This is a genomic window from Campylobacter sp. RKI_CA19_01121 (assembly GCF_025771295.1).
Classification (GTDB): Bacteria; Campylobacterota; Campylobacteria; order Campylobacterales; family Campylobacteraceae; genus Campylobacter_D.
On sequence record NZ_JAKMQA010000002.1, the window covers coordinates 68,366 to 85,326 of the forward strand.

General features: G+C 29.5%; 20 protein-coding genes. 16 read left to right on the forward strand and 4 right to left on the reverse strand.

The features are described from left to right. The first annotated feature begins 19 nt into the window (after positions 1-19). From L8T90_RS01310 to L8T90_RS01385, 16 genes are all read left to right on the forward strand, one after another. Positions 20-1,270, forward strand: a complete 1,251-nt coding sequence (locus tag L8T90_RS01310; RefSeq protein ID WP_012661109.1) for an adenylosuccinate synthase — start codon at positions 20-22, stop codon at positions 1,268-1,270. Beyond that, positions 1,267-1,686, forward strand: a complete 420-nt coding sequence (locus L8T90_RS01315) for a flagellar FliJ family protein (protein ID WP_263736494.1) — start codon at positions 1,267-1,269, stop codon at positions 1,684-1,686. The genes L8T90_RS01310 and L8T90_RS01315 overlap by 4 nt, the downstream gene beginning before the upstream one ends. Continuing rightward, positions 1,686-2,201 (forward strand): MotE family protein, encoded by a 516-nt coding sequence (locus L8T90_RS01320; RefSeq protein WP_412174992.1) that lies wholly within the window; start codon positions 1,686-1,688, stop codon positions 2,199-2,201. The genes L8T90_RS01315 and L8T90_RS01320 overlap by 1 nt, the downstream gene beginning before the upstream one ends. Before the next feature lie 61 nt (positions 2,202-2,262). After that, positions 2,263-2,814: a DUF507 family protein gene (locus L8T90_RS01325; RefSeq protein ID WP_039617626.1), complete on the forward strand. Its 552-nt coding sequence runs from the start codon at positions 2,263-2,265 to the stop codon at positions 2,812-2,814. Then, the gene (gene carA, locus L8T90_RS01330) at positions 2,811-3,929 is read left to right on the forward strand and encodes a glutamine-hydrolyzing carbamoyl-phosphate synthase small subunit (protein WP_263736495.1); all 1,119 of its coding nucleotides are present in this window, start codon (positions 2,811-2,813) and stop codon (positions 3,927-3,929) included. Before L8T90_RS01325 ends, carA begins: the two co-directional genes overlap by 4 nt. Continuing rightward, positions 3,926-4,588 (forward strand): sulfite exporter TauE/SafE family protein, encoded by a 663-nt coding sequence (locus L8T90_RS01335; protein WP_263736496.1) that lies wholly within the window; start codon positions 3,926-3,928, stop codon positions 4,586-4,588. The genes carA and L8T90_RS01335 overlap by 4 nt, the downstream gene beginning before the upstream one ends. Before the next feature lie 123 nt (positions 4,589-4,711). Continuing rightward, on the forward strand, positions 4,712-6,178 hold the full coding sequence (gene ccoN / locus L8T90_RS01340; protein ID WP_263663810.1) for a cytochrome-c oxidase, cbb3-type subunit I: 1,467 nt from the start codon (positions 4,712-4,714) through the stop codon (positions 6,176-6,178). Positions 6,179-6,189: 11 nt separating this feature from the next. Next, positions 6,190-6,855, forward strand: a complete 666-nt coding sequence (ccoO, locus tag L8T90_RS01345) for a cytochrome-c oxidase, cbb3-type subunit II (protein WP_263736497.1) — start codon at positions 6,190-6,192, stop codon at positions 6,853-6,855. Positions 6,856-6,863: 8 nt separating this feature from the next. Continuing rightward, positions 6,864-7,067 carry a cytochrome c oxidase, cbb3-type, CcoQ subunit gene (locus tag L8T90_RS01350; RefSeq protein ID WP_039617636.1) on the forward strand — a complete coding sequence of 68 codons (204 nt, stop codon included), beginning with the start codon at positions 6,864-6,866 and terminating at the stop codon, positions 7,065-7,067. Next, the gene (ccoP, locus tag L8T90_RS01355) at positions 7,067-7,945 is read left to right on the forward strand and encodes a cytochrome-c oxidase, cbb3-type subunit III (protein WP_220516176.1); all 879 of its coding nucleotides are present in this window, start codon (positions 7,067-7,069) and stop codon (positions 7,943-7,945) included. Before L8T90_RS01350 ends, ccoP begins: the two co-directional genes overlap by 1 nt. Further along, positions 7,945-8,157, forward strand: a complete 213-nt coding sequence (locus tag L8T90_RS01360; RefSeq protein WP_039617641.1) for a DUF4006 family protein — start codon at positions 7,945-7,947, stop codon at positions 8,155-8,157. Before ccoP ends, L8T90_RS01360 begins: the two co-directional genes overlap by 1 nt. Positions 8,158-8,159: 2 nt before the next feature. Further along, positions 8,160-8,261 (forward strand): hypothetical protein, encoded by a 102-nt coding sequence (locus L8T90_RS01365; RefSeq protein WP_149062088.1) that lies wholly within the window; start codon positions 8,160-8,162, stop codon positions 8,259-8,261. Then, entirely contained in the window at positions 8,258-8,833 is a 576-nt protein-coding gene (locus L8T90_RS01370; protein ID WP_149062089.1) for a hypothetical protein, read from the forward strand. The genes L8T90_RS01365 and L8T90_RS01370 overlap by 4 nt, the downstream gene beginning before the upstream one ends. Continuing rightward, complete coding sequence (locus tag L8T90_RS01375) at positions 8,834-9,346, forward strand: FixH family protein (protein WP_263736498.1); 513 nt, start codon at positions 8,834-8,836, stop codon at positions 9,344-9,346. Beyond that, positions 9,346-11,736 carry a PD-(D/E)XK nuclease family protein gene (locus L8T90_RS01380; protein WP_263736499.1) on the forward strand — a complete coding sequence of 797 codons (2,391 nt, stop codon included), beginning with the start codon at positions 9,346-9,348 and terminating at the stop codon, positions 11,734-11,736. Before L8T90_RS01375 ends, L8T90_RS01380 begins: the two co-directional genes overlap by 1 nt. Further along, entirely contained in the window at positions 11,733-14,480 is a 2,748-nt protein-coding gene (locus L8T90_RS01385; protein WP_263736500.1) for a RecB-like helicase, read from the forward strand. Before L8T90_RS01380 ends, L8T90_RS01385 begins: the two co-directional genes overlap by 4 nt. 19 nt (positions 14,481-14,499) lie before the next feature. Here the strand turns inward: L8T90_RS01385 and L8T90_RS01390 are convergent, their stop codons facing one another. The 4 genes from L8T90_RS01390 to L8T90_RS01405 are packed head-to-tail and all read right to left on the reverse strand — an operon-like array spanning position 14,500 to position 16,902. Further along, positions 14,500-15,021 carry a WG repeat-containing protein gene (locus tag L8T90_RS01390; RefSeq protein WP_263736501.1) on the reverse strand — a complete coding sequence of 174 codons (522 nt, stop codon included), beginning with the start codon at positions 15,019-15,021 and terminating at the stop codon, positions 14,500-14,502. Positions 15,022-15,053: 32 nt separating this feature from the next. Then, positions 15,054-15,524, reverse strand: a complete 471-nt coding sequence (locus L8T90_RS01395) for a WG repeat-containing protein (protein ID WP_263736502.1) — start codon at positions 15,522-15,524, stop codon at positions 15,054-15,056. Then, entirely contained in the window at positions 15,494-16,099 is a 606-nt protein-coding gene (locus L8T90_RS01400; RefSeq protein ID WP_263736503.1) for a WG repeat-containing protein, read from the reverse strand. The genes L8T90_RS01395 and L8T90_RS01400 overlap by 31 nt, the downstream gene beginning before the upstream one ends. Further along, positions 16,099-16,902 (reverse strand): DnaJ domain-containing protein, encoded by an 804-nt coding sequence (locus L8T90_RS01405; protein ID WP_263736504.1) that lies wholly within the window; start codon positions 16,900-16,902, stop codon positions 16,099-16,101. Before L8T90_RS01405 ends, L8T90_RS01400 begins: the two co-directional genes overlap by 1 nt. Positions 16,903-16,961 lie beyond the last annotated feature (59 nt).

Below are 16,961 nucleotides of genomic sequence, written 5' to 3' on the forward strand. Positions count from 1 at the left end.
AAGTCAAAATGGAGTTTTCATGAGTAAAGCAGATATTGTCGTTGGTATCCAATGGGGTGATGAGGGTAAAGGTAAGATAGTTGATAAACTATGTGAAAATTATGATTATGTTTGCAGGAGTGCAGGCGGACATAATGCAGGTCACACTATATGGGTTGATGGTATAAGATACGCTTTACATTTAATGCCATCAGGTGTTTTGAATAAGCAATGTATTAATGTTATAGGAAATGGAGTTGTAGTTAATCCTGATGTATTAATTAGCGAAATGGCTCAATTTGAAAATTTAGAAGGAAGATTATTTATAAGTGATAGAGCTCATTTAAATTTAAATCATCATGCTTTGATTGATCAAGCAAGAGAAAGACTTAAAGGCGATAAAGCTATAGGAACAACAGGCAAAGGCATAGGGCCAAGCTATGAAGATAAAATAAGTCGTAATGGACATAGAGTGGGGGAATTGCTAGAGCCTGAAAAACTTTGTGAAAATTTAATGAAAGATTTTGAACTTAAAAAAACTTATTTTGATGTTTTAGGTATTGCAATGCCTAGTTATGATGAAATTTTAAAAGATTTAAAACGCTTTAAAGAAGTGCTAGCGCCATATATTACAGATACCACGAGAATGCTTTGGAAAGCTTTGGATGAGGATAAAAAAGTATTGTTAGAAGGTGCACAAGGGTCAATGCTTGATATTGATCATGGAACTTATCCTTATGTTACTAGTTCAACGACTATTTCAGCTGGGGCTTTAAGTGGTTTGGGATTAAATCCAAAAGAAATTGGAAAAGTTATAGGTATAGTAAAAGCTTATACAACAAGAGTGGGAAATGGAGCTTTTCCAAGTGAAGATTTAGGTGAAGATGGTGAAAAAATAGGACTTATTGGTAAAGAAATTGGTGTAAGTACAGGTAGAAAAAGAAGATGTGGTTGGTTTGATGCGGTTGCGGTAAGATATACTGCAAGATTAAATGGCTTAGATACTTTATCATTGATGAAGCTTGATGTGTTGGATGGTTTTGAAAGTGTTAAAATTTGTAAAGCTTATGAGTATAAGGGGCAAGAAATAGACTATGTGCCTTGTGATTTAGAAAATGCTAAACCTATTTATGAAGTAATGGAAGGTTGGGATAAAGTTGCAGGGATTAGGGATTATGATTTGTTACCTGAAAATGCTAAAAAATACATTAAACGTTTAGAAGAATTAAGTGGTGTTAAAGTAGGTTATATCTCTACAAGCCCTGAAAGAGAAGATACTATCATTTTATGAAAAGCAAATATTCTTCTGTGATTAAGCTTAGAAAACAACAGCTTGATAAAGCAGAAGCAAATTTAACCAAAACAAGACAAAAGCTTTTGCAGTGTGAAGAAGAGCTTAAAGAAGCTTCAAAAACTTGCGAAAGCTTAACTTTAGCCGATAAGGGTTCGATAGCTTTGTTAAGATCGTCTTTAAAATTGCAAGAAATTGCAAGAGAAGGCAAGCAAAGGGTTAAACAAAAATTGGATTTAACCAAAAAAGAATTAGCGCATCATCAGCATTTATATAAAAAAGCTTATTTGGAATTTGAAAAAATCAAAGTTTTAGAAAATGAAGAATTAAAAAAGATTCAAAAAGCCTTACAAAAAGAAGAAGAAAAATTTATAGACGAACTTGCTATAACAAGGCATTTTAATAAGGATAAATAATGAAAAAAATAATATTTTTATTAATTTTTTTAAATTTTGTAAATGCGCAACAAAATTGTGAGCAATATTTTGAAGCAAGAAAAGAACAAATGCAAGAGCAAATTAGAGAATATGATGAGGCAAGACAAAGTTTAGAGGCTTATAGAGCTTCTTTTGAAGCTTTACAAAAAGAAAAAATGCAAGCTTTGGTACAAAAAGAAGCTGATATTAATGCAAGTTTAGAACAAATCAAAAGCTTAAAAGAACAAAATGAACGTATATTGAAAGCAACTAGAGAAAATCTCCAAGCGATTAATGATAAAACTATGGGGCGTATTACAGAAATCTATGCAAAAATGAAAGATGTGGCTGTTGCAGGTATATTAAGTGAAATGGAACCTGATGAAGCTTCAAAAATTCTACTTTCGCTTGATCCTAGAAAAATTTCATCCATTATGGCAAAAATGGAACCTAAGAAAGCTTCAGATTTAACATTACTTTTAAAAAATTTAGATCAAAATGCAAGTTCGCAGTAAGTTTTAAGCAGTTTTTACCTTTTTTTTAGTATTATTTCAATAAAAATAAAAAGGTGAATAAATGCGTATCAAACCAGCTCACATACCTTATATAGCAAATAAAATAATACTTGATTTAATGCATTCTTCTTTTGTTAAAATTAAAGATGATAGTCAAAAACTTTTAAAAATAGCAAAAGAGATTATAGAAATAGATGTTTTAAACGAGCGTAAGCTTGATGAAAAAGCAAAAGAGCTTTTAGAAAGCCAGGAAGATGAAATCGAGTTTATGCAAATAGATAGAAAAAGTATGTTTTGGATGATTAAGAAAAAATTAGCAAATGAGTTTAAATTTATGCTTGATAGTGAAGATAGATACAATAATCTTTCTCATAAAATTTTAGAAAATTTAGTAGAAGAGGATTTGATAAACTATAATGTATCAGAAAATCGTGTGAAAAATCTCATTTTCTCAAGTATTATGTCTTATTTAAAAGAGTATGAAAATTTAGAAGATTTGGTTTATGAAAAAATTTCAAATTATAAAAGAAAGCTTATCCCAGGTTCTGAAGAATATGAATTGGTGTTTGAAAAGCTTTACCAAGAAGAGCTTAGAAAAAAGGGACTTTTATGAAAGCATATATTTATATAGAAAATGATGTTTTTTTAAGTGCAAAGGCTTTTGGAGAAAGTGGAACTTTTTTTGGTGAGCTTGTTTTTAATACTTCTTTAACGGGCTATCAAGAGATTATTTCTGATCCTTCATATGCGGGTCAATTTGTGGTTTTTTCAATGCCAGAAATTGGTATAGTTGGCGTTAATGATGAAGATAATGAAAGCAAAGAAGTTTTTGCTAGCGGTATGATCATAAGGGAATTAAATGAAGATTATTCTAATTTTAGAGCCAATGATTCTTTAAGTGCTTATTTGAAAAACCATGGCAAAATAGGACTTTGCGAAATTGATACTAGATTTTTAGTTAAAATGATTAGAGATCAAGGAAATTTAAGAGCTGTAATATCTACTGAAATTAAAGACAAAGAAGAGCTTAAGAAAATGCTTCTTTCTAGCGCTAAAATCGATGAGGTAAATTATGTAGCACAAGTTAGCACTAAAAGCTCTTATAAGCATAATAAAGGTGCTTGGGATCATAGCAACAAAACTTATGAGAATGTAAAAGCAAATGGTAAAAAAGTAGCTGTGATTGATTATGGTGTAAAAGAAAATATTTTAAATGAACTTGTGAGTGTAGGACTTGAAGTAGAGGTTTTTCCTTATAATACCAAGGCAAAAGATTTGATTGATTTATACCAAAAAGGTGCAATTCATGGGGTATTTTTATCCAATGGACCAGGTGAGCCAAAAATTTTAAAAGATGAAATTGCAGAGATTAAAAAATTAGCAGAAGCAAAAATTCCTATGCTAGGTATTTGTTTAGGGCACCAGCTTTTAAGTAATGCATTTGGTTATGAAACTTATAAGATGAAATTTGGTCAACATGGAGCAAATCATCCAGTAATTAATCTTATAAATAATACAGTAGAAATTACAGCGCAAAATCACAACTATAATGTTCCTGAAGAAATAGCAGAGGTTGCAACAATTACTCATAGAAATTTATTTGGTGATAATGTAGAGGGTGTAAAATACAAAAATTATCCTATCATTTCAGTGCAACATCACCCAGAAAGCTCCTCGGGACCACATGAGAGCAAATACATCTTTAAAGAATTTTTAGAGCTTTTGTGAATTTAGATTTTATTGCTTTAGCGAGTATAGCTTTTCTTTCTAGCTTTGGACATTGTTATGGAATGTGTGGAGGTTTTATTTTAGCTTATACTCAGCTTTCAAAGCAGATCAAACTCCCTTTTTCTCTTTTGATTTTCTCTTATCATTTATCTAGAATTTTTGCCTATGTTTGTTTGGGCGTATTTTTTGGATTTTTCGGAAATTTATTTTCTTTTAGCGAATTTGCAAAAGGCATAATGCTTTTTACTATCGGGATTTTTATGGTGGTTTTAGCTTTTGCTTTAATTTTTAAAGGAAAATTGTTAGCTTTTTTTGAAAGCTCTTTAATTTTTGACTGTGTCATTAAAAAAAATATTTCAAGATTAATTCAAAATAAGTCTTTAAAAAGTACTATTTTTTTAGGCTTTTTAAATGGTTTTGTACCTTGTGGCTTGGTGTATTTTTATATAGCTTTTGGAATGAGTGTACAAAATGTATACTTATCAGCGTTAATTATGCTTGTTTTTGGACTTTCAACACTGCCTGCTTTGGTATTTTTTGCTTATTTTTCTAAAACACTGAGTGAAAAATTTCAAAAAACAGCTAGTTTTATTTCTTATATTTTAATATTTTTTTATGGCTTGTATTTTTCTTATATAGGTTTTTCTTTAACTCGATAAAATTTATTATTTACTTATAATTCTTAATAGATGATTAATCATTGTGATTTTAAGCTAAAAAAGATGATAATTATCATATAATATAGTGATTGCATATTGCAGAAAAAAACTTAAGGAGAGGAAATGCACCCAGGAAATGCATTAAACTATGACTATACGGTTGCTAAATATTTTATGTTTGCTACCTTATTGTTTGGTGTTATTGGTATGGCTATTGGAACGCTTATTGCCTTTCAAATGGCTTATCCGGATTTAAACTATTTAGCTGGTGAATATGGCACTTTTTCAAGACTTAGACCATTGCACACTTCAGGTGTAATTTTTGGTTTTATGCTCTCAGGAATTTGGGCTACTTGGTATTATATTGGTCAGCGTGTACTAAAAGTTAGTATGGCAGAATCAAGCTTTTTAATGTTTGTTGGTAAACTACATTTTTGGCTTTATATGATCACTATGATTATAGCTGTTATTACCTTGTTTGCAGGTATTAGTACTTCAAAAGAATACGCAGAGCTTGAATGGCCACTTGATATATTGGTAGTTTTAGTTTGGGTTTTATGGGGTGTAAGTATTTTTGGACTTATTGGAATTCGCCGTGAAAAAACTTTATACGTTTCGCTTTGGTATTATATAGCTACTTTCCTAGGTATAGCAATGCTTTATTTGTTTAATAATATGGCTGTACCAACATACTTTGTAAGTGGAATGGGCGATTGGTGGCATAGTGTTTCTATGTATGCAGGAACTAATGATGCGTTAGTCCAATGGTGGTATGGACACAATGCTGTTGCATTTGTATTTACTGTTGGTATTATTGCTCAAATTTATTATTTCTTACCAAAAGAAAGTGGTCAGCCAATTTTCTCATATAAGTTATCTTTATTTGCGTTTTGGGGCTTAATGTTTGTTTATCTATGGGCAGGTGGACACCACTTGATTTATTCTACTGTGCCTGATTGGATGCAAACTATGGGTTCAGTTTTTTCAATTGTACTTATTTTACCTTCTTGGGGTTCAGCAATTAATATCTTGCTTACTATGAAAGGTGAGTGGAGTCAATTAAGAGAAAGTCCGTTGATTAAATTTATGATTTTAGCTTCAACTTTCTATATGTTCTCAACTTTAGAAGGTCCTATTCTTTCTATTAAATCAGTTAATGCATTGGCACACTTTACAGATTGGATTCCAGGACATGTTCATGATGGTACTTTAGGTTGGGTTGGCTTTATGACTATGGCTGCACTTTATCATATGGTGCCTAGAATGTTTAAAAGAGAACTATATAGCAAATCATTAATGGAAGCTCAATTTTGGATTCAAACTACAGGTATAGTATTGTACTTTAGTTCTATGTGGATAGCAGGTATTACTCAAGGTATGATGTGGAGAGCTACTGATGAGTATGGTAACTTACTTTATACTTTCATTGATACTGTTGAAGCTATTGTTCCTTATTATTGGATTAGAGCTGTGGGTGGCTTGTTATACTTAGTAGGATTTTTCATGTTTGTTTATAATATTTATAAATCAATTTCAGTGGGTAGAGTGCTTGATAAAGAGCCAAAAAGTGCTTCACCTATGGCAGCATAAGGAGGAAAAATATGTTTAGTTGGTTAGAAAAAAATCCATTCTTTTTTGCTGTGGCAGTATTTATAGTGATTGCATATGCAGGTATTGTAGAAGTTTTACCTGATTTTGCTCAGAATGCAAGACCAATTGAAGGTAAAAAGCCTTATACAGTTTTACAACTTGCAGGACGTCATGCTTATATTAAAGAAAGTTGTAATGCATGTCATTCACAACTTATTCGTCCTTTTAAATCAGAAACAGATCGTTATGGCATGTATTCAGTTAGTGGCGAATATGCTTATGATAGACCATTTTTATGGGGCTCAAAAAGAACAGGACCTGATTTATTACGTATAGGTAATTTTAGAACAACAGATTGGCATGAAAATCACATGTGGGATCCAGTTTCAGTTGTCCCTGGTTCTATTATGCCAGCTTATAAACATATGTTTAGCAATAATGCAAATATAGAAACAGCTTATGCAGAAGCATTAACTGTAAAAAAAGTTTTCAATGTGCCTTATGATACTGAAAATGGTACAAAACTAGGTACTTGGGAAGAGGTTCAAGCAGAAGTTAAAGCAGAAGCTCAAGCTATAGTAGATCAAATGAAAAATCAAGATGTTAAAGATGCGTTTGCTAGAGGTGAAATTAGAGAGATTGTAGCTTTGATTGCGTATCTTAACAGCTTAAAATAGGAAAAACTATGGATTTAGAACTAATAAGAGAGCTACAAGCTTATGGTTTTTTTGCTCTTGTAGTATTTTTAGTGGTAGTTTTGTATTCTTATTGGTTTCATTTGTATAGATCTGAAAAAACAGGTAGAAGAAACTATGAAAAATACGCTGATTTGGCATTGCATGATGAAATCAGCGATCGTGTTTTAGAGCAAAATAAAAGGAGTGCTTAATGCAATGGTTGAATTTACAAGATAATGTTAATTTATTATCTTTTATTGGAGCAATTCTTATCATACTAATTACGCTTGTTGTGGTAGGAAAATTGTTTAAAAGTATGAAAGAAGAAAAGAGCCAAGGTGAACTAAGCGAGCATAGTTGGGATGGTATAGGTGAGTTTAAAAATCCTATACCACTTGGTTGGGCTGTAGTGTTTTTCTTAGCTATAGTATGGTGTATATGGTATTTTCTTTGGGGATATCCTTTAAATAGTTATTCTCAAATTGGTGAGTATAATAAAGAAGTACAAGCACATAATGAAAAATTTGCACAAAAATTTGCAAATTTAAGTGCACAAGATAAACAAGAAATGGGTAAGAATATTTTCTTGGTTCAATGTTCTTCTTGTCATGGTATTACAGGTGATGGTATTAATGGAAAAGCACAAAATCTTAACATTTGGGGTTCAGAAGAAGGGCTTATAGAGGTAATTACTAAAGGTTCTAAGGGTATGAATTATCCTATGGGTGAAATGTTAAGTGCAGCTGATAATGGCATAGATGAGGCTGATATCCCTGCAATTGCTGCCTATGTTGCTTCTGAAATTTCAGCAATTAAAAAAACTGAAAATCCTCAACTTGTAGCAAAAGGAAAAGAACTTTTTGCAACTTGTACGGTGTGCCATGGTGAAGATGGAAAAGGAACGATTGATGGACAATTGGTTGCTCCGGATTTGACAAAATATGGCAGTGCTGAGTTTGTAGTAGATGTTTTAAATCGTGGTAAAGCAGGTAGCATAGGTGTAATGCCTCATTTTAATAATGGTTTATTAAATGAGCTTCAAAAAGAAGCAGTTAGCGAATATGCAATTTCTCTTTCAAGGGGTGAATAATGGAAAATTCAAATAGATGTGTATTTTCACTTTCGGGTGTTAGTGGAATGTTAATAGCAACTGTTTTATTGCTATCAATTCTAGCTGGACTTACTGTTTGGGGTCTTAAAACACAGCAAGATGTTATGCAAAAACCTTATAAAATAGAAAATGCAGAGCAAATTAAAATGTTTGACTCTAAAAGAGAAGAACATATCATCATAAAGGAATGATTATGGCAAAAGTTCTTGAATACTTAATCATAGCTGGCTTAGTTGTAGCAGCAGGAGTTACTGCTTGGTCAGTTTTAACTGTAAATCACCTTTTTATAGGATGAAAAATATATTTAAAGGCGGTTTTTTAACCGCCGTTTTTATTTGCTTTGCTAATTTCTTACATGCTGAAATACTATTAAATGACAATATCTTAAATACTGCAATAGAACAAAATATTACTTCAAGCTCTAAGCAAATTCGTGAGTTAACTGGAGTAAATATCGCTTTGGCATTAAGTGATAAAAAAGATTTTGAAAGTTTAAAGAGCTATGAAGCTAATTTAAGTAAACCATATATTTTACTTGTATTTTCTAAAGCTTCACATAAGGTGGATATACTTGCAAGTGATGATGCTTTAGCTTTTTTTGATAAAGAAGGTGTTTTGAGTCCTTACCCTGAAAAAGGAACGATTTTGCCTATACTTGCAAATCCTAAACAAAAAGACATTTACAATGCTGCTATTTTAAATGGTTATGCAGATATTGCTGATCAAGTGGCAAATCATTTTAATATAAAACCTTTTTATGGAAATTCAAATCGTGATACTTTAAATATCATGAGAATTTTAATTTATGGCTTTTTATGTGTCGCAATTTTGATGCTAGTTCAAAGAAAAATCAAAAGGAGAAGATAAATGCAAAATCAGAAAACATTTTGGCCTTATGGTATTTTGATTTCTTTAGGGCTTATTGTTATAGCTTGTATTGTAACGATTTTTATCGCAAGTAAAGCACCTGTATATGAAGATAATTTTTATTTTGATTCTTATCAAAATGTAGAATTAAATTATAATGAAATTCAAAACAGACAAAAGACTTTTGATGAAAATTTTAAATTAAGCGTTAAAGATAAAGAAAGCTTTATACATAAGAAAAATCAAGTTTATTATATTAATGAAGGGCAAAATGAACTTAGGATTGCGATTGAAAATTTAAAAGATTATGACTTAAATAAACTTCAAATTCAAACTTTACTTTCACGCCCACATACAAATGTAAATGATGAAAATTTACAAGCAAGGTTAGAAGGAAGTGATTTGGTGTTTTATTTTAATATCAAAGAAAAAGGTGTTTGGCAAATACTTTTAAAAATCACTCAAGATGAAAATAGCGTAGGATTTTTTAAATTCTTTTTACAGACTAAATAATGAAGCTTTTTGTTTTTAGCTCACTAAGAGCTTTAAGAAAATATTATGAGAAAAAACTACAAATAGACACTTTAGTAGATCCGGCTATGAGTATAACGGAATTTATACAAAAATTAGTTTTTTCTCCACATTTTCAAGCAACTCATTATGAGTGTTTGCTTTTGATGAAAAAGGCTTGTGAACAAACTAAAAATTTAGAACAAAGTTTGAAAATACCGAGTAATTTTTTTGCATTTTTAAAAAGCAATGCTTATTTATTTAGTTTTTTTAAAGAACTTAGCTTGGAGAAAAAGGACATTAGTACTTTAAAAAATTATGACGCTTATGCTCAGTATGATGAACATTTACAAATTTTGGAAGAGCTTTTTAAAAATTATCTTACTTTATTAAAAGAGCAAAATTTATATGATGATATTTCTTTAGTATTAGATTATGAAATTAATAATGATTTTTTAAAAAATTACGATGAGATTATTTTTGATTTTCAAGGTTTTTTGAATGCTTTTGAAGTAGAGCTTTTGTTAAAAGTTAAGGAAATACTTCCTCTTAAAGTGCAATTTAATTGTACTAAGTTTAATAAAGATTTTTTAAGTTCTCTTAGCTTTTTGCAAGGGCTTTCTCTTAAGGAAAATCATGCGTATTTATATGATGTAAACCAAGCGCAAATATTACAAGAGTGTCCTTTTGTGCAAGAAAATAAAATCACTTATAAAAGTTTTAATTTACGGTCTTTGCAAGCTGCTTTTGTTTTTGAAAAAATTAACAGCTTTTTAAAAGCTGGTATTAGTGCAAAAGATATTGTAGTGATTACTCCTGATGAGAACTTTGTAGATATTTTAAGACTTTATGATAAAAACAATGTATTAAACTATGCCAATGGGGAAAGTATCAAACATACGCTTTTTTATCATAGATTAAAGACTTTATATGAAAGTGCTAAAGATGATGAGTTTGAGTATGAGCTTAGTGAAGATTTTTTTGATAGGCAAAAGCTAAACAAGCACTTATGTAATTTGCATTTTTATCCTTCTGGTGTTGATTTTATAGAGTTTAAAAAGTTTTTTGATGAAAATATCTCTTTTGATTTTTTTGAAAACTTCATCCATAATTTGCTAGAAGATATTAACAATCAAGAATTGCAAGATTATATCTATCAAGAGCTTGCATTCATTAAAGAACTTATAAAAACACATACTTTAAGTTTTAAGCAAATTTTAGAGTTATTTTTCATGCAAATTGACACTAAAAAACTAAGCAGTGTTGGCGGTGGTGAAGTTACTGTAATGGGTCTTTTAGAAAGTAGGGGGCTCAGCTTTGATGGGGTGGTTATAGTTGATTTTAATGATGAGTTTATCCCTAAAAGAGTTTCAAGTGAGTTATTTTTAAATAATGAAATTCGAAAAAAAGCAGGACTTATTACTCATGCTCAAAGAGAAAATTTACAAAGACATTATTATTATACCCTAATAGCCAAGGCAAAATTAGTAGGAATTTCTTATGTGGAAAATGAAGAAAAAATCAAGTCAAGATTTTTAAGTGAGCTTGATTTTTTACTCATAGAGGATAAAACATACAGTGACAATGCCTATATCAAATACTTTCAAACACACAAGTGTGATTTTAACCTTGAGCCAATTACACATATAATGGCTAAGCATGATTATTTTAGTAAAGAGCTTACTTTTACGAGATTCCACCTTTTGATAAATTATGGCTTAGATTATTATTATAAATATGTCTTAGGATTAAAAGAACCAAAAGAATTAGAAGATACTCTTAGGGCGAATGAGCTAGGAAGTTTTATTCATAAAGCTTTAGAAAAATACTATAAACAAAACAAAAAAGCAAAATATTTTGACTATGAAAAATTTATTGATATTGTAAAAAATTTGAAAGATTACAAAATCGATGCTTTAAATTTAGCTTTAATACAAGCAATGTTTAAAGAATTTCAAGTGCTTGAAAATGAGCATTTTAAACAAGATTTTATGGTAAGAGATTGTGAATTTTCACAAAAAAAAGATTTTATTGCTCAAAATGGAGTTAAAATTACTATTTTTGGTCGTTTAGATAGATTAGATGAAAATGAAAATGAAAAATTAGTCATAGATTATAAAACTGGGAAAATAGATGAAAAAACTTACCAGCTTGCTTTTTATAAGTTTTTATTAGAGGGTGTATACCCTTTAGAAAATATAAATGCTTGTTTTTATGATTTAAAAAATATGAAAATCGTTTATGAAAATACTGAAAGTGAAAAGGTGCAAGAGCTTAAAGACATGCTTAATGAGCTTGCAAAAGATCCTTTAGAAAAAGAATTTACTAATCAAAGAAATGATAATACCTATAGTCCTTATACCATGCTTTATAAAAAGGAGTTTAAGCTTTGAGTTGTAATTTTGAGCCTTTTTTGGCCTTAGAAGCTAGTGCAGGAAGTGGAAAAACCTTTGCATTAAGCGTGCGTTTTGTAGCCTTGGTGTTAATGGGAGCTAAGATTAATGAAATTTTAGCTCTTACTTTTACCAATAAAACCACAAGTGAGATGAAAGAAAGGATTTTTAAAACCTTTTTAGAATTTGATGTGCTTGAAAATGGAGAAAATAAAGCAGAATGCAATGAGCTTATGAGAATGCTGGGCAAAAGCAAAGAAGAGCTTGTAGATTTAAGACAAAAGCGTAAAAACGAATTTTTAAGATCTAAACTCAATATCTATACCTTTGATAGTTTTTTTTCGCAAATCATTCGTTCTTTTGCTTTAAATTTAGGTTTTATGAGTGATTTTGAGATCATAGAAAGTCAAGATAGTTATAAAAATTTCATTGCTAAATTAAACGAAGAAGAGCTAAAAAGTCTAGCGTATTACATTATCCAAACAAAAAGCAAAAGTGATTTTTTAAAAAACCTTGAAAATTTATATATAAAGCATTGTGATGTTAAGCCAAATCCAAAAGCTTACTTTCCAAGTAAGGCTGCTTTAGAAAAAAATATTGATGAGTTTATAGCTTATGCAAAAAATTTAAGCACAAATAAAAATTATCTTTCAAATTTTAATTTTGAAAGAATGGAAGATTTTTTCGCTAAGCCTATTATTAGTAATTTAAAAAAAGATTATTTTACCAAAGTCATTGATAATGAATTTTTACAAAAAAGAGCAGAACTTATACAAAATGCAAAAGAATATTTTAATCAAATGGAAAATTACCGCATAAGTATGCTTGCAAAGCTTTTGGCGCATTTTAAAGAAGCAAGAAATGAAAATAATACCAAGCAAAATGCATTAACTTTTTCAGATATAGCCTTAAAAACTTATGAATTAATTAGTGATGAGGCTAATAAAGATTTGATTTATTTTAGACTTGATGGTTATATTTCTCATTTATTAATCGATGAATTTCAAGATACTAATGTCTTGCAGTATCAAATTTTAAAGCCTATTATCGCTGAGCTTGTTTCAGGTGAGGGTGTGAAAAAAAACAGAAGTTTTTTTTATGTAGGCGATAAAAAGCAGAGTATATATGGTTTTAGAGGGGGTAAAAAAGAACTTTTTGATAAGCTTTTAAAAGACTTTCCACAAATTAAGCTAGAGCATTTGGATACTAATTATCGTAGTAAAAAGATCATTGTTGATTATGTCAATGACACCTTTAAAGATAAATTTTTTGATAGCTTTTTAAATCCTAGCTTTACTTTGCAAAAAAGCGTTAAAGAAGGCGGGTATGTAGAAATTTTGCAAAATCACATCCCTAGTAAAGATGGTTCTGTTTATGAAGCAAGTGCTAAAGAAGCTTTAAAAATCATCCATAGACTTTTAGAAAAAGGCATTAAGCTTGATGATATTTGCATTTTAGTATGGGTCAATAAAGACGCCACTTTGATTCAAGAATTTCTTGAAGAAAATGGCGTTAAAGCTTATACGCAAAGCAATGTTCCTTTGTTCGATTGTATTAGCGTAAGAGTGCTTTTTGAGTATGCAAAGGCTTGTGTGCTTAAAGATGAGTTTAGTTTGTATTTTGTAAATGATATTTTAAAAAAAGAACTTAGCTATCTTGAGCTTGATCTAAACCGTAGTGTAGGTGAAATTTTAAAATACTTGATTGATTATTTAAAGCTTGATCTAAGTGATGTTAATCTTATCGCTTATTTAGAACATGCAAGTACTTTTGATAATTTTTTTGATTTTTTATTTAGTCCTTGTAAATTAAGTTCTTTACAAGCGCAAAATGATGGAGTTAGCATTATGACCGTGCATAAGTCTAAGGGGCTTGAATTTGAAAATTTAATCGTGCTTGATAGACTTAGTAAAAAAGCTCCAGACACTGATACTTTAATGTTTGAGTATGATTTAGAGCAGGGCTGGGAAATAAAATACAGACATAGTGCTAGAGAATACCTTGAAGATGATAGCTATAATGCCTTTTTAGACAAAAGAAAAAAACTCCAAACAGAAGATGAGATAAATTGTTTGTATGTAGCACTTACTAGAGCTAAAAATTCTCTTTTTGTTATAAAAAATGATGAAAATTATAAGGGTTTTAAAGGATATTTTAAAGATTATGAAGAAAAGCAAATAGGCATTTTAGAAGAACAACTTTCAAAAACAAATGAACCTTTGGAAAAATTAGAGCAAATAGAAAGCTTTGAAGAATTTCAAAAGGTAAATTTACAAGAAGTTAAAGTTAAAAACTATTTTACAAGTGAGCAAATACATTTTGGCTTGGCTTTGCATGAATTTTTACAATATTTTGATTTTAACACTAAAAATAATTTTGAATTTTGTAAGCAAATGGTGTATAAAAAATATCGTTTTTACTTAGATGATGAAGCTTTTAATGAGCTTTTTAAAAGACTTGCTATGCTTTTAAAAGATGAGAGTTTTAACACGCTTTTAGCGGGTAAAAAGCTACTTAAAGAGCAAATCATCACTTATAAAGGCGAGCAAAAACAGCTTGATATGCTTGCATTTGATGATAATGAAGCTATCATTATAGACTATAAAACAGGTTTAAATTTAAACGAGCACAAAAAGCAAGTTTTGCTTTACAAAGAAGCCATAGAAAAAATCTTAACCAAGACTTCCACTAAGGCTTTTTTGGTATATGTTTTAAAGGATAAAGTGGAGATAGTGGAGGTTTAATAATCTATTTTATTAAATATTAGGTTCTATTAGAAAAATTTCCATTTCTATCTAAAAGCCCATATTCTCCATTTAGTTTAACTTCAGCTAAACCTTTGTTAAAACTCCAAGCATAATCAAATTTAGGCTCTACTAATCGATTTCCATTTTCATCTATAAAGCCATACTTTTCATTTAGTATGATTATTGCAAACCCCTCACTAAAGTCATCAATCCAATCATAGATTAATTTTACAACAACTTCATCATTAGTGTTTATTAAACCACATTTGTTATTTAATACAACTCTTGATAAACCTCGATTAAAATTGCTGACTACATCATATTTTGCTTCTATTAATTGATTTCCGTTTTTATCTATAAAACCCCATCTTCCATTCAGTTTAAAACCAGCAAGATTTTCACTAAATTCTAAAACTTCTTCATATATAGGTTTTATTACAATCTCTTCATTTTCATTCATAAAACCATAATTATTTCCCGTTCTAATTATTATCAAACCTTCCTTAAAATCACCTAGCTTAATAATTTCAGGGTTCATTATTTATCCTTTCAATAAATCTATAAAGTTATTTAATCTTTAGATACAATATTACCTTTTTTGTCAATATATACCCATTTTCCGTTTAGCTTAACTCTTGCTTTTCCACCACTAAAATACCATACATCATCAAATTTAGGTTTTATTACAAATTCCCCATTTGTATTTATAAATCCCCAAGTATTATATAGCTTAACAGCTGCCATTTTTTCATAAAAATTTCCGATAAAATCAAATTTAGGCTCTAAAACTATCTCTCCCTCTTTATTTATTAAGCCAACTTTTTCGTTTGATTTGATTATTGCAAAATTTTCTTTAAAATTACCAATATCATCAAGAGTAGGTTTTATTGTGATTTTTCCATTGTTATTAACAAGCCCTAATTTTCTGTTTAAGACAATAAATATTAGATCTTCATTAAAATATATATAGTTAAATTTTGGTTCGATTATAACGCTTCCATTTTTGTCTATTATTCCCCATTTATGATTAAATTTAACCAACGTAAATTCTTTCTTAAATAAAAATCATCAAATACATTTTCAACTAAAATTTTATTATTTTCATCGACCAAATTCCATTGATCATTATCTTTGATAGCTCTTAGATCCTTATGTTTGTGTATATAAGCACTTATGCAAGCTTTACTATCTCCCTTGTCGCATTTTTCTTTGTAGATAGCTTGGAGTATTTTACAACTTGCTTCATCATTGAGGCATTTGCTTTCAAGTTCGCTTATGTAAATTCGGCTATATTTTCCACCGTAAAAATACTGATACACGCTAACTAAAGCTATCAAAAACAAAATCATCACACTAGCTATGATTTTACTTTTGTGTTTTACGATGAATTCTTTTCTATGTTTGAGTTTCTTTTCTCTTTCTTCTTGGGCTGTTTTTATCTCTTCTTCGATTTTTCTTTTTCTTTCTTCTTCTAATCTTTTTAATTCTTCTTGTCTTTGTCTTTCTTTTTCTAGTTTTTCTTTTGCTTGTGGATCGTATAGTTCATTACTTCCACATTCTTTACAAAATTTAGCTACATCTAAATTTTTCATATTGCAACGTTTGCAAATAAGCATCATTCACCCCTTGCTTGTTTTATGATTTCATAGGCTAGATTGATCTTTTTCATCATCTCTTGGGCTATCTTTAAAAGTTCAGGTGGAAGCTCTTTAGAATGAAGATTATCATAGTGGTATTCTTTAGCTAGTTTTCTATAATTTTTCTTAACACTTTCAAAATCATCATTTGGATGAGAATTTAAAATTTCATAGGCTTGTTCTAGGGTGATTTTTATTTCATCTTGGTGTTTTTCTTGTTTTTGCTGAGTGTTTTCATGTGTGAAATTATAAATTTGCTCATATCTTATTTTTATTTCCCTAAAGCTTATGAGGTTTAATCCAAGTCCTATGATGATATTTTCCATTAAGGTGTTTTCATTTGCACTCATTTGTTTATTATAATATATTAGATCAAGCAATAAACATACAAGAAAATCCGCTTCTTCTTTGCTTATGCGTATGTTAGAGCAAAGCTCACCAATGCTTCTAGCTTGATTTTTCTCATACTCAAAAATACTTGCATAAGTATTTCTAAAGCCACTATACTCTTTAGTATAAAACATTTCTATCTTATCAAGTAAAGAAGATATAAATTTAGATAAATCTTGAGTAATGATTTTATTATCTACTTTGGCAACTTTTGCTAAAAAAGCAACCATGATAGCAGGATTTTTACTATAAATATAATCAAATTTTTGTCTTGCAACATGGTATAATTCTTTTCCGCAAAATATACAAAATTTAGCGTCTTTATCAGGATTAAATTCTGAGCAATGCTTACAAATTCTATATTCTTGAGTTTTAAATTTTAAAGAAAACAAAATAAAACCTTATTTTTAATATAATAAAAAGTTATTTTATAAAGAACTTACTTAAAATG